This window comes from Mucilaginibacter sp. McL0603 (genome assembly GCF_049992945.1).
GTDB lineage: Bacteria > Bacteroidota > Bacteroidia > Sphingobacteriales > Sphingobacteriaceae > Mucilaginibacter.
The window spans coordinates 5,047,180-5,069,568 of record NZ_CP188251.1 but is presented as its reverse complement, the minus strand read 5'-3'; the positions used below and the strand labels follow the sequence as shown (position 1 = coordinate 5,069,568).

The 22,389-nt window shown below is 41.6% G+C and carries 21 protein-coding genes; 10 read left to right on the top strand and 11 right to left on the bottom strand.

Annotated features, from left to right (window positions below; genetic code table 11):
- Window positions 1–51: 51 nt before the first annotated feature.
- From ACPPVU_RS23110 to ACPPVU_RS23095, 4 genes are all read right to left on the bottom strand, one after another.
- Window positions 52–1,344 (bottom strand): HAD-IB family phosphatase, encoded by a 1,293-nt coding sequence (locus ACPPVU_RS23110; RefSeq protein ID WP_426669100.1) that lies wholly within the window; start codon window positions 1,342–1,344, stop codon window positions 52–54.
- 101 nt (window positions 1,345–1,445) lie between these two features.
- A complete protein-coding gene (locus tag ACPPVU_RS23105) occupies window positions 1,446–1,757 on the bottom strand; it encodes an antibiotic biosynthesis monooxygenase family protein (RefSeq protein WP_426669099.1) in 312 nt (103 codons plus the stop codon).
- 104 nt (window positions 1,758–1,861) lie between these two features.
- Window positions 1,862–2,320, bottom strand: a complete 459-nt coding sequence (locus ACPPVU_RS23100) for a hypothetical protein (protein ID WP_426669098.1) — start codon at window positions 2,318–2,320, stop codon at window positions 1,862–1,864.
- Between the two features lie 85 nt (window positions 2,321–2,405).
- Complete coding sequence (locus ACPPVU_RS23095; RefSeq protein WP_426669097.1) at window positions 2,406–3,377, bottom strand: SDR family NAD(P)-dependent oxidoreductase; 972 nt, start codon at window positions 3,375–3,377, stop codon at window positions 2,406–2,408.
- Between the two features lie 290 nt (window positions 3,378–3,667).
- Here ACPPVU_RS23095 and ACPPVU_RS23090 point away from each other — a divergent pair, with 290 nt between their 5' ends.
- From ACPPVU_RS23090 to ACPPVU_RS23080, 3 genes are all read left to right on the top strand, one after another.
- Complete coding sequence (locus ACPPVU_RS23090) at window positions 3,668–4,849, top strand: formimidoylglutamase (protein WP_426669096.1); 1,182 nt, start codon at window positions 3,668–3,670, stop codon at window positions 4,847–4,849.
- A 55-nt stretch (window positions 4,850–4,904) separates the two neighbouring features.
- Window positions 4,905–6,059, top strand: coding sequence for a redoxin domain-containing protein (locus ACPPVU_RS23085; protein ID WP_426669095.1), 1,155 nt, complete (start codon window positions 4,905–4,907; stop codon window positions 6,057–6,059).
- A 74-nt stretch (window positions 6,060–6,133) separates the two neighbouring features.
- On the top strand, window positions 6,134–7,261 hold the full coding sequence (locus ACPPVU_RS23080; protein WP_426669094.1) for a redoxin domain-containing protein: 1,128 nt from the start codon (window positions 6,134–6,136) through the stop codon (window positions 7,259–7,261).
- Between the two features lie 113 nt (window positions 7,262–7,374).
- On the opposite strand, the gene purD is transcribed toward ACPPVU_RS23080, so the two are convergent.
- Window positions 7,375–8,649: a phosphoribosylamine--glycine ligase gene (gene purD / locus ACPPVU_RS23075; protein WP_426669093.1), complete on the bottom strand. Its 1,275-nt coding sequence runs from the start codon at window positions 8,647–8,649 to the stop codon at window positions 7,375–7,377.
- A 192-nt stretch (window positions 8,650–8,841) separates the two neighbouring features.
- On the opposite strand from purD, the gene ACPPVU_RS23070 reads away from it, so the two are divergent.
- The 5 genes from ACPPVU_RS23070 (at window position 8,842) to ACPPVU_RS23050 (ending at window position 15,165) form a co-directional block, all read left to right on the top strand.
- Window positions 8,842–9,357 (top strand): hypothetical protein, encoded by a 516-nt coding sequence (locus ACPPVU_RS23070; protein WP_426669092.1) that lies wholly within the window; start codon window positions 8,842–8,844, stop codon window positions 9,355–9,357.
- A gap of 392 nt (window positions 9,358–9,749) precedes the next feature.
- Window positions 9,750–13,058 (top strand): preprotein translocase subunit SecA, encoded by a 3,309-nt coding sequence (gene secA / locus ACPPVU_RS23065; RefSeq protein ID WP_426669091.1) that lies wholly within the window; start codon window positions 9,750–9,752, stop codon window positions 13,056–13,058.
- Window positions 13,059–13,184: 126 nt separating this feature from the next.
- Window positions 13,185–13,637: an SPOR domain-containing protein gene (locus ACPPVU_RS23060; RefSeq protein WP_426669090.1), complete on the top strand. Its 453-nt coding sequence runs from the start codon at window positions 13,185–13,187 to the stop codon at window positions 13,635–13,637.
- A complete protein-coding gene (locus ACPPVU_RS23055; protein ID WP_426669089.1) occupies window positions 13,630–14,814 on the top strand; it encodes a M20 metallopeptidase family protein in 1,185 nt (394 codons plus the stop codon). The genes ACPPVU_RS23060 and ACPPVU_RS23055 overlap by 8 nt, the downstream gene beginning before the upstream one ends.
- A 153-nt stretch (window positions 14,815–14,967) precedes the next feature.
- A complete protein-coding gene (locus ACPPVU_RS23050) occupies window positions 14,968–15,165 on the top strand; it encodes a hypothetical protein (RefSeq protein ID WP_426669088.1) in 198 nt (65 codons plus the stop codon).
- A 175-nt stretch (window positions 15,166–15,340) separates the two neighbouring features.
- Here the strand turns inward: ACPPVU_RS23050 and ACPPVU_RS23045 are convergent, their stop codons facing one another.
- Window positions 15,341–16,579 (bottom strand): IS110 family transposase, encoded by a 1,239-nt coding sequence (locus ACPPVU_RS23045; protein WP_426669087.1) that lies wholly within the window; start codon window positions 16,577–16,579, stop codon window positions 15,341–15,343.
- Between the two features lie 73 nt (window positions 16,580–16,652).
- On the opposite strand from ACPPVU_RS23045, the gene ACPPVU_RS23040 reads away from it, so the two are divergent.
- Window positions 16,653–16,994, top strand: coding sequence for a hypothetical protein (locus ACPPVU_RS23040; RefSeq protein WP_426669086.1), 342 nt, complete (start codon window positions 16,653–16,655; stop codon window positions 16,992–16,994).
- Window positions 16,995–16,998: 4 nt separating this feature from the next.
- Here the strand turns inward: ACPPVU_RS23040 and ACPPVU_RS23035 are convergent, their stop codons facing one another.
- From ACPPVU_RS23035 to dnaG, 4 genes are read right to left on the bottom strand one after another with little or no spacing between them, the layout of a single operon-like run.
- Window positions 16,999–17,454: an SRPBCC family protein gene (locus ACPPVU_RS23035; RefSeq protein WP_426669085.1), complete on the bottom strand. Its 456-nt coding sequence runs from the start codon at window positions 17,452–17,454 to the stop codon at window positions 16,999–17,001.
- A gap of 40 nt (window positions 17,455–17,494) precedes the next feature.
- The gene (locus tag ACPPVU_RS23030) at window positions 17,495–18,550 is read right to left on the bottom strand and encodes a glutaminyl-peptide cyclotransferase (protein ID WP_426669084.1); all 1,056 of its coding nucleotides are present in this window, start codon (window positions 18,548–18,550) and stop codon (window positions 17,495–17,497) included.
- A gap of 7 nt (window positions 18,551–18,557) precedes the next feature.
- On the bottom strand, window positions 18,558–18,923 hold the full coding sequence (locus tag ACPPVU_RS23025; RefSeq protein WP_426669083.1) for a YraN family protein: 366 nt from the start codon (window positions 18,921–18,923) through the stop codon (window positions 18,558–18,560).
- Entirely contained in the window at window positions 18,923–20,848 is a 1,926-nt protein-coding gene (gene dnaG, locus ACPPVU_RS23020; protein WP_426669082.1) for a DNA primase, read from the bottom strand. The genes ACPPVU_RS23025 and dnaG overlap by 1 nt, the downstream gene beginning before the upstream one ends.
- A 148-nt stretch (window positions 20,849–20,996) precedes the next feature.
- Here dnaG and ACPPVU_RS23015 point away from each other — a divergent pair, with 148 nt between their 5' ends.
- Window positions 20,997–21,470, top strand: a complete 474-nt coding sequence (locus tag ACPPVU_RS23015; RefSeq protein WP_426669081.1) for a hypothetical protein — start codon at window positions 20,997–20,999, stop codon at window positions 21,468–21,470.
- Here ACPPVU_RS23015 and ACPPVU_RS23010 read toward each other — a convergent pair.
- Window positions 21,467–22,324 carry a DMT family transporter gene (locus ACPPVU_RS23010; RefSeq protein WP_426669080.1) on the bottom strand — a complete coding sequence of 286 codons (858 nt, stop codon included), beginning with the start codon at window positions 22,322–22,324 and terminating at the stop codon, window positions 21,467–21,469. The two genes, ACPPVU_RS23015 and ACPPVU_RS23010, sit on opposite strands and share 4 nt — an antisense overlap.
- Between the last annotated feature and the right edge of the window lie 65 nt (window positions 22,325–22,389).

The following is a 22,389-nucleotide window of genomic DNA, read 5'->3' as shown; positions in this document are numbered from 1 at the left end:
TTTTACATCAACCTAATCAACCACTCTCACAATCAACTTAATCAACCAATATTAATAAAGCAATCTAAACTTTATGGTATGATCAATAGCTTTCAGTTCGTTTAGTACCTGTTTGCGGTATCCGGCTGTAACATCGGTGAGCACATAGCCTATCTGTGCGTTGGTTACCAGGAATTCACCTACAATATTGATATTATGCCTTGCCAATACACCATTTATTTGCGCCAGTATACCCGGTACGTTGGTATGGATGTGTATTAAGCGGTGGGTATTGTCATTACGTGGTGGCTGCAGATCAGGGAAATTGCAGCTCATGTGTGTTTTACCCTCGTTCATAAATGCGATTACCCTTTTGGGGATAAAATCTACATTGCGGGGGTTGTATTTCGGATCGTCAAATATAATGATACCGTTTTCGCATGCGGCTTCTGCCAGTTTGCGGCTTGCCACGCGACCGAAACAACCAATCACTTTTAATCTGCCTGCATTTTGTAATTGCTCCGGAGTAGGTTGATTGGCCTCATCACAAAACAATACACCTGCTTCTTCCAGGTATTTTTCCTCGATGCTTTCTTTCTGGCGAATGTTATAGCCTTCCTTGCGCATTTGTTCCAATGCCTCTTCTTCAATATCACCCACAACCAAACATTTAATACGATTTTTAGGGTAGGATATAGCACGCGGCAGCTTGTTGATGAACAAAAACTCATCAAAGCTTGGTGTAATATGGTCGGCTTTTTCGGCTACAGATTTGCGTTCGATATTTTCAGTATAGGCAAAGAATTTTTTGATCAGTCCGGATTCCTTTAACTGGAAATCAGAATAGCCATCGCCAATGCCGAATATCTCGCCCTGCAGGTTCATCTGCCTCAGCAGCTTTACTTTACCGCCTTCTTGTGATAGCGGATTTTCGCGGTCGTAGCCTACGATATTATCGTTTTCGTCAAACACAAAAGTGTTGGCGTAAATATTTTCCTTCTTGATATAGTACTCGGAAACAACCGGGGTAATAAACTCCTTAAAGCCGCCAGACACGATGAGTACATTGTCCTGGTGTTGTTTAAAGAAAGCGCTGTTGCGTGAGAACGAGGTAGATACCTTCTTTTTTAAATGGGTAATCAGTTGCTTTAAATGCTCACGATTGGCTTGCAGCAGCTTTACACGGCCTTCCAAACTTTCGCTGAAAGGTATACGGCCCTCCATGGCGGCGTTAGTATAATCCTCTATCTGCTGATAAATTTGCTCCCTGTCGGGATGTTTTCTTAGCGAAATACGTGCAAGCTCGTCCAATGCCTCAACCTGCGTAAATGTGCTATCAAAATCGATAATAAAGTACTGGTCCATACTGCCTGCAAAGGTGCAAATTAGTTGCGATGCATCATAACAAATGTTGAGTTTGTTGATAGAGTATGGAGAGTGTTGATAAGTCCTTGCAGAAAAGCGTATTAAATAGTTATACTCGCAAATACCTCATAATGCTGTACCTTCTCTTCAAACTCTAATAAGTAGTCGTTATCAATGGGGTAGTACTTGGCCTTTTCAAAGTCCTCGCCGGCAAAGTTTTTAATTACTTCCATATTTTCCCAATAGGTTATCAGGTTAAAATGAGCCTCGTCCCCAACAATATTTCTCAAAAATGTCAGGCCTTTAAAACCGTCAGTTTTTTGATAATCGGGGATAGCAATTTTTTCCAGTATTGCACTGTATTCATCAAATTTGGACTTGTTGGTTTTCCCATGCCATATTCTTGCTATCATCTTATTAATGTTGAACTGTAATTTCAACTATTGGTATTGTGTATTGTTTCAATGGTATATTATCTAAGGCTAATATCAACGAAAGAAATTAACGAGTGATGACATTACTCCCCGGTACTGCGACTATTTGTAATATCGGTAGCATTAATAATATTGCAGGCTGTGTCCAGTTCGAAGCGGTATTTTCTTAATTTTTTCTGCCCCGCTGAATCGATCCTGAATGAATAAATGAGCAAGTAGTAGCTGAGTTTGTTGTGTTCGATATTATAAATGTCCTTGTCATTATTAATAGCAAGATCAGGCCGCTGGCCATTTTCACTGTCGACGTATTTCTCCATAGTCTGCCTGCTATCGGCATTTGCACCGGCATAAGTCATCGAGCTATCCAGCGCGGTAGTGTAACGTCTTTTTTTTAATGCAGAAAAGGAGACGGATTTAAAATTCTTAGGGTTACTCAATTCTGTACGAATATAGATTTCAGCCACGTTCTCGGCTTTTGACTGCTGCTCATTGTGCACACAGCCGCATAGGCATATTGCCAATAGGAAAAGGTATTTCTTCATTGGGTTTAATCTGTCTGAACCGGAATTAAACGAATTTAAGAATTATTTGAATTTTATCCGGAGTATCAATTCTGTAAATCCTGGTTCAGACAATTTTCAATGCCACACAAACCTCTTTAATAGAACCGCTCAATGGCTTAAATTGAATATTGATGGCTTTTTTGATCTTACTGTTATCAAAATTCTTTGTCAGCGATGCAGCTTTTGCTGATACTTTATCGATAGAAGGAGCATTTCGGGTAATAAATGCCGCTAAAGCTGCCCCGCGCCAGGCTAGTTCCATCATCCACGGTTTGGCAAGTTTAGCTGGTGGTTCTATGCCGAAGCCCCGCGCTATTTCAGCAGTCAGTTCTTTATAATTATGGTTTTCGGCACTGATGATGAAACGTTCACCACTAATATTGGTGTTCATCAGGGTGATCATACATTTGGCAACATCTTCAACATCCACAAAGCCACCGCTGCCGGTAGTATAAAACTTAAGTCCCTTGCGTACAGTCTCAAATAATGCGCCACTGCCTTCGGTCCCGGCATTGACTCCTATGATAATGGATGGATTAACGATTACGGCATCTAATCCTTCCGCAATACCACGCCATATTTCCATTTCGCTTTCCAGCTTGGAAATGGCATAACCATCGGTCTCAATGGCCTGGTCGAGGTGATGATTTTCGGTGATCAATTCGCCGGGCTTGGCATCGCCAACAGCAGCTACTGAGCTTACATGTACTACCCGTATGTTATTTTTTACGCATAAATTTACAAGGTTAGCCGTGCCGGTTACGTTGGTGTAGATCATCGGCTCTTTGTCGGCCTGTTTTAATGAGACCCATGCTGCGCAGTTATAAACCTGTGTGATGCCTTCGAGAGCATTCTCCAGTGCAAAGATGTCCAGCAAATCAGCCTCAACCCATTCTATACTTGCTTGTAAGGAGGATAAAAGTGGAGGTATTTTTGAAGTACTGCGTTTAATACATCGGATAGGATTGCCTTGCAACACCAATTGCTTTGCCACTTCAGAACCCAGAAAACCTGTTGCACCCGTAACCAGTATCATCTTATTTAATATGTATTTTAATGTGCAAATATGCGAATAGATGTGCAGATGTGCGAATGTGCAGATGTGCAAATGTATGGATTTGCAAATGTGTGGATTTGCAAATTGATGAGCAGGCGACTGGAGTTAAGAAATTGGAAAATGCTATTTCAGATAAAAAAATCTGCACATTTACACATCTGCATATTTGCGTATTAAAAAAATCTGCACATTTGCACATCTGCACATCTGCATATTAAAATCTGCACATCTGCATATTTGCACATCAAAAGTAATTTGCACATCCATAAATGTCTTTATCTGATTTTTTTACGCCGATAGATCTTAAAAGCATAATGCCTAAAAATGGGTATTATACCAGTCATTTAGGGGATAAGATAGCGCACTTTTCAGTTGATTTTCCTGACCTGAATCAGAAAACGGATATTGCTATTATCGGTGTTCAGGATGATAGGAATGCGATTAATAACCCCGGATGCGCCTTAGGGCCGGATTATGTAAGAGAAAAGCTTTACCAGTTATTCGAAGGCAGCTATAAAACCAAAATTGCCGATCTGGGTAATATCCGGCAGGGAGCAACTATTACCGATACCTACTTCGCGGTTAAAACTGTGGCACATGAGCTGATAAAAAAGAATATACTGCCCATCATTATTGGCGGCGGACAGGATATAACCTACGCTCAGTACATGGCTTATGAAGAACTGGAACAAAAAGTTGACCTGGTAGTTGTTGATCCGCGTTTTGATCTTGACGATGAAACCGCAACAGAAAGTCTGGAGACTACCTCGGCATCCTATCTGAATAAAATATTTTTACACGAACCGAATTATCTATTTAATTACAGTAACCTGGGGTATCAAACCTATTTTTCGAGCCAGGAAAGTTTGCGGGTGATGGATAAGCTTTATTTTGATGTGCACAGGCTGGGCGAGATAACCGGACAGGTAGCAGTGACAGAGCCCATTATCCGTAATGCGAATATGATCAGCTTTGATATCGGGGCTATCCGTTCATCAGATGCTACGGGCAATGCTAATGCTACACCTAATGGTTTTTATGGTGAAGAAGCTTGTCAAATAGCCCGTTATGCAGGTTTTAATGATAAGCTAAGTTCGATAGGGTTTTATGAATTTAACCCGGCTTATGATAGTAATGGCCAAACGGCTACTTTGGTAGCACAAATGATATGGTATTTTATTGACGGATTTTACAACCGTAAACGAGATTTTCCGTTAAACCCTAAATCGCAGTATCTGATCTATAAAACCAGTTTGAAGCACGACGACCATGAGGTAGTATTTGTGAAAAGCAAAAAATCTGACCGCTGGTGGATGCAGGTGCCATATCCAACAGGCGGCTCGATGAATGAACGCTTTCACCTGGTGCCCTGCAGGTATGATGATTATAAGACGGCTGTTGCAGGCGAAATGCCCGATCTTTGGTGGCGCACCTACCAAAAATTAAACTGATATACAATTCATTAACAAAATAAACGTTATCAAAATCATTATTTAGACAGTATAAATGAAGAAATTACTTTTTTGCCTGTTGCTTACATTGCCTGTAATGGCGTTTGCACAGGTTCCGCAACCTTTTGATGTGGTTGGCAAGTTTGGTAGCCTGAACGCTAAAGTTTATATAGGTTATCAGTTGGGTTCGAATAAGGTGCTGGATTCGGCACAGGCGGTAAACGGCGCTTTTGAATTTAAGGGCGACATCATGTATCCGTCGCTTGCAATTATAGTGGTAGATTATAAGGGAGTAGGATCAGCCAAAATGGATATTGGTCCAAATTCGGATAAGCTGGTGTTATATCTTGAAAAGGGGAAGATCAATATCCAAAGCCCCGACTCAGCTTATAAGGCGCAGATCACAGGCTCACCAATAAATGATCAGTATAAAAAGCTGCTTGCTATTAATCAGGAAGCCGGAGACCGGACAAATAAGCTGATGAGTGATGCGGTAAAATCCAGCAATGATCCGGCAAATGCGAACAAAGCAGTTGATCAAAATGACTTGCAGGCAAAGCTAAAAGTGATACAAACAGATTATCATAATGCGCTTAAAGCCTTTATACAAGCTAACCCTGATAGTTATTTAAGCTTGCTTACAATTGGTACATTGGGTGGCCCTTCGCCTGACCCTAACGAGCTTTTACCTTTGCTGGACGGACTATCCAAAGATTTGAAAGACACTGAAACAGCCAGGACGCTCAGAAATGCATTAGAAAGTTTAAAAACTACCGCAAACGGCTCTATGGCGCCTGATTTTGAACAAGCGGATACGCTTGGTCACCCGGTAAAACTTTCATCTTTCAGAGGTAAATACGTGCTGCTTGATTTTTGGGCTTCATGGTGTGGTCCATGTCGCCAGGAAAATCCAAATGTTGTGAAGGTATATAATCAGTATAAGAATAAGAACTTTACGATAATTGGCATCTCATTGGATAAACGCGAGAATGCTTTCGCCTGGTTAAACGCCATCAGAAGCGACCATTTGGGTGGATGGACACAATTATCGGATCTTAAATTCTGGAACAATGCGGTAGCGCAATTATATTATGTGCAAAGCATACCAAAAAACTTTTTGATAGACCCTACCGGCAAGATCATAGCGCAGGACCTGCGTGGTGATGATTTGAAAGCTGAACTGGAAAAGGTGTTGGGTAAAAGCAATTAATTTTTGATTTCGGATTTTCGATCCCTAAATGCACAAATAATATTGCTATTATTGAATACTCAATAGGAAAACTTATGAAGAAATTGACTTTCGCAATTGCTGTATTATTACCGGCAATGGGTTTTGCACAGGACGGTAAGTATATTGTGCAGGGGACAGTAGGTACTTATAACGCACCGGCTAAAGTGTACCTGCAAACCTACGTTAAAGGGAAAACGTTGACTGATTCTGTTACACTAAAAGATGGTAAATTCCAGTTTAGCGGTTCGGTAGGTAATGTTCCTGTAGATGCATACCTTATTTTCAGTGAGAAAGGCACAGGTGCCAGTTACAAAGATTATAAGGAAATATACCTTGAAAAAGGCACTGTTACCATCACCAGCAGTGATTTGCTGAAAAATGCCAAAGTGGATGGCCCTAAAACCAACACTGAGAATATTCAGTACCAGGAAGCTGTGAAGCAGGTGAATGCGGAAGATGATGCGCTGGAAGCCAAAATTAAGAACACTGCACCAGAGCAAAGGAATTCAGATGCTTTTGAAAGAGATATCCATAGCGAAACAAAAGCATTGGAGGCGAAAGAAAATGCCATCAATAAAAAATTTATACAAGACAATCCTGGTTCTTTTATCAGTCTGAATGCATTGGAATCATTTGCTTACAGTAATGACTATGCTGACATAGCGCCATTATACAATGGATTAACTGATGAGGTAAAACAATCTGAACGCGGAAAAGAATTCGGCGATAGATTGCCTAAATTAAAAGCAGTAGCTATTGGCGCAACAGCCCCTGAGTTTGCTGAGGCTGATACGAGCGGCAAGGTGATCAACCTATCCTCATTCAGAGGAAAATATGTGCTGGTTGATTTCTGGGCATCATGGTGTGGCCCGTGCCGCAGGGAAAATCCGCATGTGGTAAAAACCTTTAATACGTATAAAGGCAAAAACTTTACCATATTAAGTGTGTCATTAGACAAACCTAATGCTAAAGATAAATGGCTGGCCGCGATCCATAAAGATGGTTTGACATGGACGCATGTATCCGACCTGCAGTTCTGGAAAAGTAAAACTGCCGATCTGTACGGCGTACGTGCTATCCCCCAAAACTTCCTGATAGATCCGGATGGCAAAATAGTCGGCAAAAATCTAATGGGTCTTGACCTTACAGATAAATTAGCTGAGATATTTGGTAAAATATAACAGTCATTGGTTATTAGTCATTGGTCATTGAAAAAGGCTGAGTTGCATAAAGCAGTTCAGCCTTCTGATTTAATTAACAAATGACTAATGACGCGTCAGCAAATGACCAATGACTACAACAAATCAAATCCAATATCTTTCCTGAAATACATGCCGTCATAATAGATGCGACTGGCGTCAGCAGTGGCTTGTTGCAGGGCATCAAATATATTATCCTGTAAAGTTGAGATCGCTAAAACTCGACCGCCGGTAGTGATCACATCATTTCCCTGCATGGAAGTACCGGCATGGAATACGTGTGAATCGCGAACGTTTTCAGTGCCGGTTATTACTTTATTTTTAAGGTATTCGCCTGGATATCCTCCTGCTACAATAACCACCGTGGCGGCAGTTTTGGCAGAAATAACCAATTCTTTTTCATTTAAGTTTCCTTCGGCAACACCTGTTAGCAGATCGACGAAGTCTGATTCTATTCTCAGCATTACGCTTTCAGTTTCCGGATCGCCCATGCGGCAGTTGTATTCGATTACGAAAGGCTCGCCCTCGCAGTTCATCAATCCTATAAAAATGAAGCCTTTATAAGGGATGTTTTCTTTCTTCAGTCCTTCAACCGTTGGGATGATCACCCTATCGGTTACTTTCTGCATAAAAGCGGCATCTGCAAACGGAACCGGTGAAACAGAGCCCATGCCACCGGTATTCAATCCGGTATCACTTTCGCCAATACGTTTATAGTCCTTGGCTTCGGGTAAAACTTTATAATTTACACCATCACTCATTACAAAGACTGAAAGTTCTATACCCTGTAGGAACTGCTCGATCACGACTTTTGAACTTGCATCGCCAAATTTGGCTTCGGTGAGCATTTCTTTTAGTTCCTGCTGTGCTTCCTGTAATGTAGTGCAAATTAATACACCCTTGCCGGCAGCTAATCCATCGGCTTTTAAAACGATGGGTAAGCCCTGGGTTGCCAGGTATGCTAAACCATCTTCTAAAGTGTCGCAGGTAAAAGTTTTGGAAGCAGCAGTTGGAATATTGTTCCTGAACATGAACTCTTTAGAAAAATCCTTGCTGCCTTCCAGTTGTGCACCCTCTTGTTGCGGGCCTATCACAGGGATGCTTTTTAGTTTCTCATCAGCCAGGAAAAAATCATGAATACCTTTTACCAATGGTTCTTCGGGTCCAACCAATACCATATCTACGGCATTGTCAAGGGCAAACTGGCCAATAGCTTTAAAGTCAGTAGCTTTTATATTGACATTTTTGCCGTATTGTGAAGTTCCGGCGTTGCCGGGTGCAATAAAAAGCTGGCTGCATTTTGGACTTTGGGCTATTTTCCAGGCGAAGGCGCTTTCCCTTCCGCCCGAACCGAGGAGCAGGATATTCATTCGCCAAAGATAGTTTTTAATGTGCAGATGTGTAAATAATGTGCAGATGTGTAAATGTGCGGATGTGCAAATTCATCCGATCTGTTTATATTTTGGGACAATAAATTTGTAATTATTACGATTCTTTGAGAGAGAGCAATTTTTTAAAACAGTTTAAAACAAATTATAGCCGTTAAAGATTATTTTTACAATATGTCTAAAAGGTTGGATAAATACCGCAAGTTGCCCGTTTTTCAAAAATCAGAAGAGATACTGGAACTGGCAAATGTTATAGCCGAAACTTTGAAAGAGGATGATAAAAAAGAGCACCTGGACAGTGAGATATTAAGTAATGCGATGATAATGCAGGTGAAAATTGCCGGTGCAGAGGGCGGTGGTTTGTATTCGCTCAAGATGCAGAATGCGGTTTTGATTAAACTGGCGGCACACGATATGCTTAATGCGGTAATATTTGCCGCGATGGTTGAGATAAATGAAGAAGATTATGTGACCCTGATGCGGGAAAAGGTTGAAGAATTCAGGCTGGCATTTGTTGATTGGATAAGGGGATTTGATAAAAGTTACGATATACCCGATAATTGGGCTATCCGTTTTGATGCCAGTACACCAGAACAGGAGAAACTGGAAGAGCTGATGTTTGATGAAGATAAGTTTTTTGATGATTTTGAAGATGATGATTTTGACGAAGATGAGGAGGATGATGTTTAATATGCAGATGTGTTAATAGATGTGCAGATGTGCGAATATGCAGATATGTAAATGGATTTGCAGATGTGCGAATGTGTAGATGTGCAAATGAAAAAATGTATAATGGATGTACAGATGATTTAATAGATGTGCAGATATGCAAATGGATGTGCAAATGTGTAGATGTGCAAATGAAAAAATGTATAATGGATGTACAGATGGTTGAAGTAAAAGAAATTCGATTTGAAAATTTGCATATCTGTGCATTTGTAAATTAAATTATCTGCACATCCGCACATCTGCATATTTGCACATTAAGAATTCCGCCCAAAAATGTACCTTTGCCTGCCATTATGACCTCATAAATTGCTATGGCGCAATTGTTGAGTTTGTAGGATTATATCAAATTAAATATGTTGAATTTTATAAGCAAGCTTTTTGGAAGCAAATCGGAACGTGATGTGAAAGGCATACTGCCGATAGTGGAGAAAATCAAATCTGAATTTTCAAAACTGGACGGTATCAGCAATGATGAGCTCCGTGCTAAAACCATAGCTTTTAAAGAAACGATAAAACAAGGCCTTGCCGGGATTGATGCTGAATTGCAGGAAATTAAGGACAGGATAGAAAATAACCCCGACCTTGATGTAAGCGAAAAGGTAGAGCTTTATACCCAGGCAGATAAGCTTGAAAAAGATCGCAACAAGGAACTGGAAGTGATATTAATGGATATCCTGCCGGAAGGCTTTGCAGTGGTAAAAGAAACGGCCCGCCGTTTTAAAGAAAACAAGACCATTGAGGTTACCGCAACCCAATTTGACCGCGACCTTGCAGCACGCAAAGGTAACGTAGTAATAAAGGGTGATAAGGCTACACACCATAATACCTGGCTTGCCGCCGGTAACGAAGTTACCTGGGATATGGTGCATTACGACGTGCAGTTGATAGGTGGTGTGGTATTGCACCAGGGTAAAATTGCCGAAATGGCAACAGGTGAAGGTAAAACGCTGGTAGCAACATTGCCTGCTTACTTAAATGCTTTAGCCGGACAAGGTGTTCACATTGTAACGGTGAATGATTACCTGGCACGACGTGACTCTGAATGGATGGGGCCTCTGTATGAGTTCCACGGGTTATCGGTTGATTGTATCGATAAACATGAACCAAACTCTGAAGAGCGCCGCACTGCATACCTGGCTGATATTACTTTTGGTACCAATAACGAATTCGGCTTTGATTATCTGCGTGACAATATGACACGTACCCCTGAAGAATTGGTACAGCGCAAGCTGCATTATGCCATGGTGGACGAAGTTGACTCGGTATTGATCGATGATGCCCGTACGCCTTTGATCATTTCGGGCCCTATTCCGCGCGGTGATGAACATGAGTTTTATGAACTGAAACCACGTATCGAACGCCTGGTAAATACCCAGAAAAGCTATATCAATGGTGTACTTAATGAGGCCAAGAAAGCGATAGCAGAAGGCAAAACCGGAACAGATGAAGGTGGTTTAGCATTATTACGTGCGCACCGTGGATTGCCTAAGAGCAAAGCATTAATTAAATACCTGAGCGAAGGCGGTAACAGGCAGGTTTTATTGAAGACGGAGAATTACTACATGCAGGATCAGAGCAAGGAAATGCCTAAGGTTGATGCCGAATTGTACTTTATAATAGATGAAAAGAATAACCAGGTTGAACTGAGCGAAAAAGGTATCGAGCTGATCACAGCTTCGGGTGAAGATCCGCATTTCTTTGTGATGCCTGACGTGGGTTCGGAAATAGCTGAGATTGAAAAATCAAACTTAAGCGCTGAGGAAAAGATCGCAAGGAAAGATACTTTGATGCGTGATTTCTCGATCAAATCAGAACGTATTCACTCAGTAAATCAATTGCTGAAAGCTTATACTTTATTTGAAAAAGATACCGAGTATATTATTGACGAAGGCAAGGTAAAAATCGTTGACGAGCAGACTGGTCGTGTATTGGATGGCCGTCGTTATTCGGATGGTTTACACCAGGCTATCGAGGCAAAAGAAAATGTGAAAGTAGAAGATGCTTCACAAACCTTTGCTACCATCACCCTGCAAAATTATTTCAGGATGTACCACAAGCTTTGTGGTATGACGGGTACTGCCGTTACCGAAGCAGGTGAGTTCTGGGAAATATACAAACTGGATGTTGTTGAAATACCAACCAACACCAATATTATACGTGATGACCGCCAGGATCTGGTTTATCGTACCATCCGCGAAAAATATAATGCAGTAGCAGATGAAATTGTACAGTTAACGCAGGCTGGCCGACCAGTACTGGTGGGTACTACTTCAGTAGATATTTCTGAGTTGCTGAGCCGTATGCTTAAGCTACGTGGTATCAAACACAACGTATTGAACGCCAAGTTGCACCAGAAAGAAGCAGATATTGTTGCTGAGGCTGGTAAGGCCGGTACGGTGACTATCGCCACCAACATGGCTGGTCGTGGTACGGATATAAAATTAGGGCCAGGTGTAAAGGATTCAGGTGGTTTGGCCATTGTAGGTACAGAGCGCCATGAGTCGCGCCGTGTGGACAGGCAGTTACGTGGCCGTTCAGGACGCCAGGGTGACCCGGGTTCAACACAGTTCTTTGTATCACTGGAAGATAACCTGATGCGTTTGTTCGGATCAGAGCGTATATCTAACCTGATGGTACGCATGGGTATTGAAGAAGGCGAGGTGATACAGCATTCGATGATCACTAAATCTATCGAACGTGCCCAGAAAAAGGTAGAGGAAAACAACTTCGGTATACGTAAGCGCTTGTTGGAGTATGACGATGTGATGAACTCGCAGCGTACGGTTATTTATGCTAAGCGTAAAAATGCTTTGTTCGGCGAACGTTTGGAAGTAGATATCAACAACACCGTATTTGATGTGGTGGCTGATGTGGTTACCCAATACAAAGAGGAAAATAACTATGAAGGTTTCCAATTGGAGCTGATCCGGTTGTTCTCTGTAGATACTGAAATTAACGAAGATGAATTTGCTTCAACGCATATCAACCCGTTGACGGATAAGGTATTCTACGAAGTAACTGCATTCTACAAGCGTAAATCAGAAGCAATAGCTAACCAGGCATACCCTGTGTTAAAAGATGTATTTACCACCCGTGGCGAGTATATTGAAAATATTGTGGTGCCGTTCACAGATGGTATTAATGCCCTCCAGGTTTCTGTTCCGCTTAAAAAGGCAGTTGAAAATAAAGGGGTAGAGGTATTTAAATCGTTTGAAAAGAGCGTGGTACTTTATCTGATAGATGATGCATGGAAAGAGCATCTGCGCGAGATGGATGAGTTAAAGCAATCTGTACAGAACGCAGTTTACGAACAAAAAGACCCATTGCTGGTTTATAAGTTCGAAGCGTTTGAGCTGTTCCGCCAAATGCTGGCTACGGTGAATAAAGAATTGGTGAGCTTCCTGTTCAGGGGCGGTATACCGGTTCAGCAGGAGCCAGAGGAAATAAGGGAAGCCAAACCTCAGCCTAAAACAGATATGAAAAAGCTGCGCACCTCGAAACCAGAATTGGTAGCTGAGGCAAATGGCATGCCGATGGATGATTTCAGAGAAACACAAAAAGCAACCCCGGTAAGGGTTGAGCAAAAGATAGGACGTAACGATCCTTGTCCTTGCGGCAGCGGCAAAAAATATAAGAATTGCCACGGCGTAGGGCAGGGGTAAGCTATATCAATATTGTCATCCTGAGGAACGAAGGATCTTCTTAAAGAGATAAGTCGCCCGTAGACTTGGTGGAGAAGATTCTTCACTATGTTCAGAATGACAAATAGGTTTTAATAAATTTATACTATGAATAAAGCAGCATCAATTTATAAAGCGTTTTTGCAATTAACCGGATGCTGCTTTTTTATTGTTTTATTTTTTACTTCTTCTGCCGTAGCGCAAACGCGTGGTAAGGTTGAGATAGTAAAAGATGCGAGGATAGATACTTTTGCCGCAAGGCGACTTGAATTGGCTAAAGCAGTTGGTGCTGATGGCGGTATGATCAACGGGTTTAGGGTGCAGATATTTACAGGGGCCGACAGAAAAGAAGCTTACAACACCCAGGCAAAATTCCAGGAACAATTTCCGGATGTGCGTACCTATGTGATCTATAATGATCCCAATTTTAAAGTGCGTGTCGGAGATTTTAGAACACGTTTAGATGCCGAGAAGATGCAGGACGAGCTAAAAAAATGGTTCACAGGCCTGTTTATCATCCAGGAAAAAATCAATCAGCCTAAACCGGAAACAGATGAATAAGGAAAAGATACAGGAACTTTCAAGCAGTATTTTTAACGAGGTAGTGGCTAACCGCCGTCACCTGCACTCGCATCCGGAGCTTTCTTTTAACGAAGTTGAGACTTCTGCTTATGTGGCCAAAAAGTTGGATGAATTGGGTCTTGAATATCATAGAATGGCAGAAAACGGTTTGGTTGCATTGATAAAGGGCAGTAAACCATCTGATAAAGTAATTGCCCTGCGTGCCGATATGGATGCACTGCCGATCACTGAAGCCAATGATGTTTCTTATAAATCTCAAAATACAGGTGTAATGCATGCGTGTGGTCATGATGCACATACTTCATCCTTATTGGGCACGGCAAAAATATTGACTGAATTAAAAAACCAGTTCGCTGGAACAGTAAAGCTGATCTTTCAGCCTGCTGAAGAGAAATTGCCCGGCGGTGCCAGTTTGATGATCAAAGAAGGTGTATTAGAAAATCCAAAGCCGCAAGCCGTATTAGGTCAGCATGTAATGCCTTTGATCGATGCTGGTAAGGTAGGTTTCAGGGCGGGCAAGTACATGGCCTCGACTGATGAACTTTATGTAACTGTAAAAGGAAAAGGCGGCCACGGTGCACAGCCACAACAAAATATCGATCCGGTAATTATTACTGCGCATATATTAACCGCTTTGCAGACTATCATTAGTCGCTATAATGATCCCAAGAGCCCCTCGGTGCTTTCTTTTGGTAAGGTGATAGCCAATGGTGCTACCAATGTGATTCCTGATGAAGTTTACCTGGAAGGTACTTTCCGTACGATGGATGAGGCATGGCGTAACGATGCCCACAAAAAGATGAAAAAAATGGCCGAAGGCATTGCTGAAAGCATGGGCGGAAGCTGTGATTTTAATATAATGCGTGGATATCCTTTCCTGATCAACGAAGAAAAACTAACTGCCGCAACCCGCGCACATGCCGAAGATTATTTAGGGAAAGAAAACGTGCTCGATCTTGATATCTGGATGGCTGCCGAAGATTTCGCCTATTACTCACAAGTAGCCGACTCCTGCTTTTACCGCCTTGGTACCCGTAACGAAAGCCGCGGTATCACCTCATCAGTACATACTCCAACATTTGATGTGGAGGAGGATGCTTTTAAAGTGAGTACTGGGTTGATGGCTTATTTGGCTTTGAAGCAGTTGGGGAATTGATTTTGGGATTACACTGATTATATTGAGATTACACCGATTAGATTATAAAATTTTTTGGTCTGCTATCAGGACAACTTATCCAATGCTGACACCTAATTAATGATTTTGGATTTAACTTATATTAAGGAAATTGCAGATTTTTCATTAACCTTAGTGCTAACAGTTTCAACAGTGCTATTAGCCATTTACACATGGAAATTAGTTGATGAAACAAGGAAAATGAGGGGAGAACAAATCAGGCCAAATATTTCGGTTTATTTCGAACATGCGGAAACAGACCCAACATTGATGTTTATCGTAGTTGAAAATAATGGACATGGAACCGCGTATGATCTTAAGTTTCATCCGTAAATAATTATGTTGACAGATAAGTCAACGGTTTAAATTCTGTTAATAAAACACAGCCAAGAGTTTGTAAAATTTCATCCTCGAGCTCTAAGCTCAACCCTGTGTGCTTAGCTGTGTAACACCTGTTTCATACGCGGGGTCTTGCCCACCAGTAAAAAAAACGGCTTTCTTATTAGAGTCAGGCTGTTATGCCTAGCTCCTTTAATTCGTTTTTCAAATGCTTAATACGCGTTTGGTTACGTCTGATCTCAAATTCCTCTACTGAAAAAGCCTGGTAAGGTTGCTGGCTGCTTAGGATAATATAAACCGCGTTCAGGATCTTATGTCCTATTATCAGTAGCGCTTTTTTCTTTCCTTTGCTTGCGGCCATGCTGTTATACTTTGCTCTCAGATAAGTTCCTTTTGTTCGCGTTGCTGCCCAGGCAGCCTCCACTAAAAGACTTTTCAGGTATTTGTTCCCATGCGTTGTACGCCCGCTCAGTTTTTTCCCTCCGCTCTCGTTGTTACCCGGGCAAATGCCTGCCCATTTAGCCAATCGTTTGGTACTGCCGAACGTCTGTTCTACTTTTGTTCCTGTTTCTGCAAGCAGTTTTACCGCTGTTAGTTTACTCACGCCTGGAATCGTCGTCAGCAGCCCTATGCTTTGCTGGTCTTGTTCCAGTAAGCTGTCTATTTCCAGCTGCACTACCGCTATCTGCGATTCCAGGTAGGAGATATGATGTTTCATCTGCTTCAGCATAAAACGATGACTAGGGGCCATTCTTCCTGTTATCGCTTTTAACAGCTCTGCTTTACTGGCTTTCATCTTACCATGATAACATTCATCGATCATCGCTTCAAGATCCGTCCTGCCTGTTATCAGTCCGTCGATCAGTTTGATTGCCACCGTTCCGCTGATATCCGACACCACGCTGCTTAGTTTAATGTTGGCCTCCTCCAGGATCTTTTGTATCCGGTTCTTTTCTGCTGCCATCTCCTGGGTAAGCTTCGTGGAATATCGGGTCAAATTCCTTAAATCCCGAATCTTCTCTTCGGGGATAAAGCTTGCTTTTAACAATCCTGCCAGCAACAGTTTGCAGATCCATTGACTGTCCTTTTTATCCGTTTTCCTTCCCGGAACATTCTTCAGGTGCCTGGCGTTGACCAGCGTAACTTTAAAGCTCTCATCCAGTATATTGAACACTGGCTTCCAGTAAACCCCTGTTGATTCCATCGCTACATCGCTAATCTGATGTAGCTGCAGCCATTCGCTTAATTCATTCAAAGAACTCGTGTAAGTATCAAAGGTTCTCGTCTCCCGGACGATCCCTTCTCCATCGATTGTAGCTACTACGGTCTTTTCGTGTACATCTAAACCGCAGCCTCGCAATACAACCTGTTCAAATAATACCACAGATGGGTTTGCTTCTTGATTCATCGATTTGTCTCCCTTTTAAGAAAGTTACAAATCTTTCAATTTACATGCCCCTGTGTGCGTTAAAAACTCATGTATGCTTCATATTACAAAAGATATAAAAGATCGTGAAAAAGGCGATGGCTCTGGTAGGCTTGGATTTATTGGAATCTTTAAACATGGAATGAAATATTGTCCTCCTGGCTTTACTAAAAGATACTTTATATTGGAAACGGTTAATAATTATAAAGCGAAGATGAATGACGAAGCACATTTTACAGTCAGTTATAAAGACGCTTTTAAATCACCTATCAAAGAGTCATTTAGTATAGCTGTAAACGAGATGTCAAATTGGTCAACAATTACACCATCTCCAACACACATAGGTAGAATTGCCGAAAGCCTTCAAGAAATAAGCAAGTCGTTGAAAAAGGGATAATGTTTTATTGGTAACTTTCAGCCACCTTTTTTATCACCCTATTCCTCTCTTTCAATAACTTAGTCATATAATTGGTCAGCACCAGCCAATTAAACACCCTACCCACTACCCCAAACGGCGATTCAAAAACAAAGATATCCTTCATTACAGTATGATCGTCAGCCCTGATAAAATGATGCTCATGACGAAAGGATTTAAAAGCGCCTTGTACCATTTCATCGGCAAAGAAATTGGGGCGATCAAACTCTGTGATCTTTGAGGTTAGCGTTTGCCAGATACCGAAATGCTTTGCCCGCCAGGTAACAGTTTCGCCCGGTTCTATTAGGCCGCTTGTTTTCCCTGCAATTGCTTGTTCACCGGTTTGCTTGGTCGATTCCATATGCAGATCGATACTCCTGGCCAGGTCGAAAACCTTTTCGATAGGTGCGCTGATCTCCGTTAAGAGTTCTATTTTGGGCATATGGTTTAGAATGCTTCTTTAGGAGAAGGATTCATGAGAATTATTTCTTTATAAATTTCACCTGGAATAATTTATCCCAATTTTTACCGGTAATAAATATCCTTTTGGTTTGGGGGTCATAAGCTATCCCGTTTAATACATCCGAGTTAAGATTTCTTTTATTTTGAGGATAAAGATTGGTCAGGTCTATTCTTCCGGTGACAGCACCGGTTTTAGGATCAATGATCACAATCGTGTTTTTCTCCCAGATATTGGCATACAATTTACCATCAATATATTCCAACTCATTGATGTTATTTATTGCACCTTCGTTATCATACACATCAATAAAGCCTGTCTGGCGGTAAGTATCTTTATCTAAAAACCAAATCCGGTTGGTGCTATCATCAGTATACAGTTTTTTCCCGTCGAAGGTTAGGCCCCAGCCCTCTACACCCACATGATATGGCAAGGTTTTCAGTAATTTAAATGTGTTTTTGTCAAACACAAAAAGAGACCTCGGGTCTTTGTAGGTTAGCATGATGATCTTGTCGCCGATGATGGCGCTGCCTTCCCCGAAATACTGGGTATCAAGTTTCGCCTGCATAACAGCTTTGCCAGTTTCGAGGTTTATCTTCAATAGTTTTGAATGATTTTGGCCAGTGCTTTCATATAAATACCCGTCATGATATAATAACCCTTCGGTAAACGAGCTGGTATCATGCGGATATACCTTTTCAATTTTAAAAGTATATTCTTCAGGAGCTTTTGCTGCCAGCAGAACAATATTGGTTGATATATCCTGGCTTTTGCCACCCTGGTACAGTTTCGCAGTTATTGACCTGGGCCCCAAAGGCATCGTATCCGTTTTTAAGGTTGCGGCAGATGAATCCTTTTTGGAAGCAAACCTGGCCGAATCAAGCAGGTAAACTATCGAGTCGGGCTTCATATCTGCAGGATAGCTGATCTTTACAGAAACATCCTGTCCCTGCTTATAACTGGTGCCGGCTTCGGGACTTATAGATAAATTGGCTTCCTGTGGTTTTTTATTGCAGCTATTACAGCCTAATGCCAGTACAACAACTGCTATTAAAAGCAGAACGGTATTATTTTTCATAGTTTAATCAAGCAGAAGGCCAAAAGGCATCTTCAATATGTTTTAGTGTATAATTAGCATTCTTATCAAACAAAATGGATACGATATCAAACCGCACTTCGCCCTGGTGATCCATCAGGTAAATATATTCATCTGCGGCTTCGGCCAGCAATTTTTGCTTACGATTGTCCACAAAATCTTCCGGTTCGCCAAATGCGTTTCCGGTTCGTGTTTTCACCTCGGCAAATATGATCACTTTATCTTTATAAGCAACCAGGTCAATTTCGGCTTTACCATGTGTCCAGTTCTCGTCCAGTATTTCGTAACCCAATCCTTCCAAAAATGTTTTTGCCAGGCTTTCGCCTTTTCGGCCCAGGTCGAGATGTACAGCCATTATCTGATGATCACTGAGCCTAAATAATCCGAAATACTTTTCTCCACCTTTTTCATCTGCATGTATTGGGTCAGCAAGATATCTGTATCTGCTTCTCCTTCGGCTCTCTGCAGTTCTGTACGCAATCCGTCTAAAATCTTACCCACCTTATGCTTTTTCAAATGAAATATCGCCCCCAAAATAGTGGCTTTCATATTCACTTGCTCGTCCGGCACCAATATTTTATGCATTTCGTACCAGTTTTCGCTTAAGGTATATTTCGTAGCTATCAGGGTAACGGACAAATCAACAATTTCCTTGTCCGGGTAGTGAATAAAAAATTGCTCATCGGGCAAAACGCCATTTTCTACTTCTTTGCTGTAGAGCTCCATGAATTTTTTACTGGGTTCGTGCTCGAAATCCACGTCGCTCAGTTCGGCTACCATAAATGGTCCGATATAGGTATTGGCGATGCCGTCCCAATCAATCATCTTGCTACCATAAAGCAGTAACAGGCGGATGATCTCTTTTTCTTGCGTAAAATCTTCCTTGACAGGCTTTTCGGGACTTATTTCCTCAGCAGCGGTATAATAATCGGCCTCTGCCTGTTTCGTAGCTTGCTGCTGCGAATCTTTTTTGGCCTTAGCCATGCGCATTTTGTTCAGCTCAGAAAGCAGTGCCCGTTCATCTATCTGTAATAAATGGCTGCAATCTTTAATGAACACCGAAGCTTTGATAGAATCCGGGATCTTGGCGATACTTTCTACCACTTCCCTTATCACATCAGCACGTTTTATCGGATCTGTACCAGCCTCTTTGAGCAGGATATCAGTTTTATATAAAATGAAGTCCTTGCGGTTTTTATCGATATGAGTTTTGAAGGCATTGGTACCCACACTGCGTACATAGGAATCTGGATCATGTCCGTCTGGGAAGAGAACCACTTTTACATTGAGTCCTTCTTCCAATATCATATCCAAACCTCTCAGTGAAGCTTTGATACCGGCCGCATCTCCATCGTACAAAATGGTGATATTTTTTGTGAATCGGCCTATCAGCCTGATTTGTTCGATTGTTAAGGAAGTACCCGACGAGGCCACCACATTTTCAATGCCCGCCTGATGAACCGAAAGCACGTCGGCATAACCTTCTACCAGGTAGCAATTATCTTCATCCCTTATTGCCTTTTTGGCGAAGTAAAGCCCGTATAATACGTTTGATTTATGGTAAATCTCCGACTCGGGCGAGTTGACGTATTTTGGTACGTTCTTGTCCGTTTTAAGCGTTCTGCCGCCAAAAGCGATCACACGACCTGTAAATCCATGTATCGGGAACATCACACGGCCGCGGTAACGGTCATATAATGAGCCATTATCACGCTTAACAGATAAACCGCTTTCTACTAAAAATTCCTCCTGGTAACCATCCTTTAAGGCCTGCCCGGTAAAGGCTTCCCATTGGTCGGGCGAGTAGCCTAATTCAAATTTCTTAATCGTATCGTTACTAAAGCCCCGCTCTTTAAAATAGCTAAGACCTATATTTTTGCCTTCATCAGTATCCAGTAAGCTTTCGTGAAAGAATTTAGCGGCATACGCGCTGACGATCATTAAGCTTTCGCGGCGAAGTTCTTCTTCTTTATTTTCAGACGCCTCTACAGTTTCCTCAACCTCGATGCCGTATTTTTTGGCCAGCCATTTTAGTGCTTCGGGATAGGTAAACTTTTCAAGTTCCATCAAAAAGGTGACGGCAGATCCGCCCTTGCCTGATGAAAAGTCTTTAAAGATACCCTTTGCAGGTGAAACCGTAAATGAAGGCGTTCGCTCATTAGCAAATGGCGATAGACCTACATAATTTGCTCCGCGCTTTTTTAACTGCACAAATTCGCCCACCACCTCGACAATGTCGATGGCTTCCATAATGCGGTCAATGGTGGGTTTGGTGATCATATTAGTTTGTTGTGCGCAAGGGCGTAATCACAAAAATAACTTTTTTACTTATCGCAGGGTCTTAATCGTATCAATAAATTTATAAACGATTGTAGCAGTAAGCATTATTTTGTCGTATCTTAATTTAGAGAAAAAAATCAATTGGACTATGAAAAAGATATTAATAACAATCATTGCGATGGGCGTGATGCTTGCTTTTTCCTGCAAGAAGGATAATCCGGTGCACCAGGCATTTATTGGTGCTAATTTTAATAATGCAAATTGGATAGCAGATCCAACTACCCAATTCCTTAATAACAGCAGGGATACACTGCTTGTAAAAGGATTTCATGCTGGTGGCGAGCAGAACATTACATTTAAGGTAAAATTTCGGGGCGTTGGCACTTATACCCTGAAAGCTAATGAAGGCTCATTTTATACAACAATGGGTAGTGATGTTGTAACAAGTCAGTATAAATTGGATACTACAAAGATGAATAACGTGCATTTTGATCAGTATAATGCGGCAACAGGTGTTTCAGCAGGAGGTTTTGAGTTGCATTTTATCAGAACGAGTGCTACAGGCTCTTTGGGTACTACACTTGATTTTACGAACGGACAATTTTGGATGCAGATACCTTAATTGCTTAAAGACTTCCGTTTTAAAAAAGTAACCGCAATACCCGCGAGCACAATAATGCTGCCTGCTATTTCTTTAAACGCCAACGTTTCGTTCAGAAAAAGCATGGCCCAAAAGCCTGCTATAACGGTTTGGCTTAGCAATGCGATAGAAACTTTGGTGGCCTCCAGGTAATTAAGAGAATAATTTATGGTGATCCATCCAACGAGCTGGCAAATTAATCCCATGCCTAACAGGCAAAGCCATGTTGAGGTGGAGAAATGGATCAGTTCGTTATGTTGTGAAACGCAGATGAGCAACAAAAAAACAGATGCCCCCAGCATATTATAAAACATAAAGGTAACGGTAGTTATCCTGCGCAAAATGCCTTTGGTGATCATGATATAAATAGCATAAAAAAAACTGGCGATCAAGGCGTAAACCAGGCCGATATTGAATTGCAAATGGAGGATATTGTTGTACCCTACCAGGATAATCATCCCAAAAATTGCGATCCAGGTACCTACCCAGAATAATACGCCCGACCTTTTGCGGAGTATCAAAAAGCTTAATAACCCCACCCAAACAGGTGCCAGGTTAGTTAATAATGTGGAAATGGTAGCGCTTATCTTTACAAGCGACAGGTTCCACACGGCGATATCGGCACCGAAAACCACGCCGCCAACAAGGGCCACTAAAAGGTCTTTTCTGTTGATTTTTAATTGTTTTTTATAAATGCAATAAGGCGCCAGGAACAGCCAGGCGATGAAAATACGGTAAAAACCTGATGTAATTGGCGGTGCAACAGCAAGCTTTACAAATATTGGCGAAAAGGAAATACAGATAATGCCAATAATAAGGCTTGCTTTAGGGTTCATTAATGGCAAAGGTAAAGTTTCTGAACCTGAATTTATCACCTATTGTTTATTCATTGGCGTTCAAG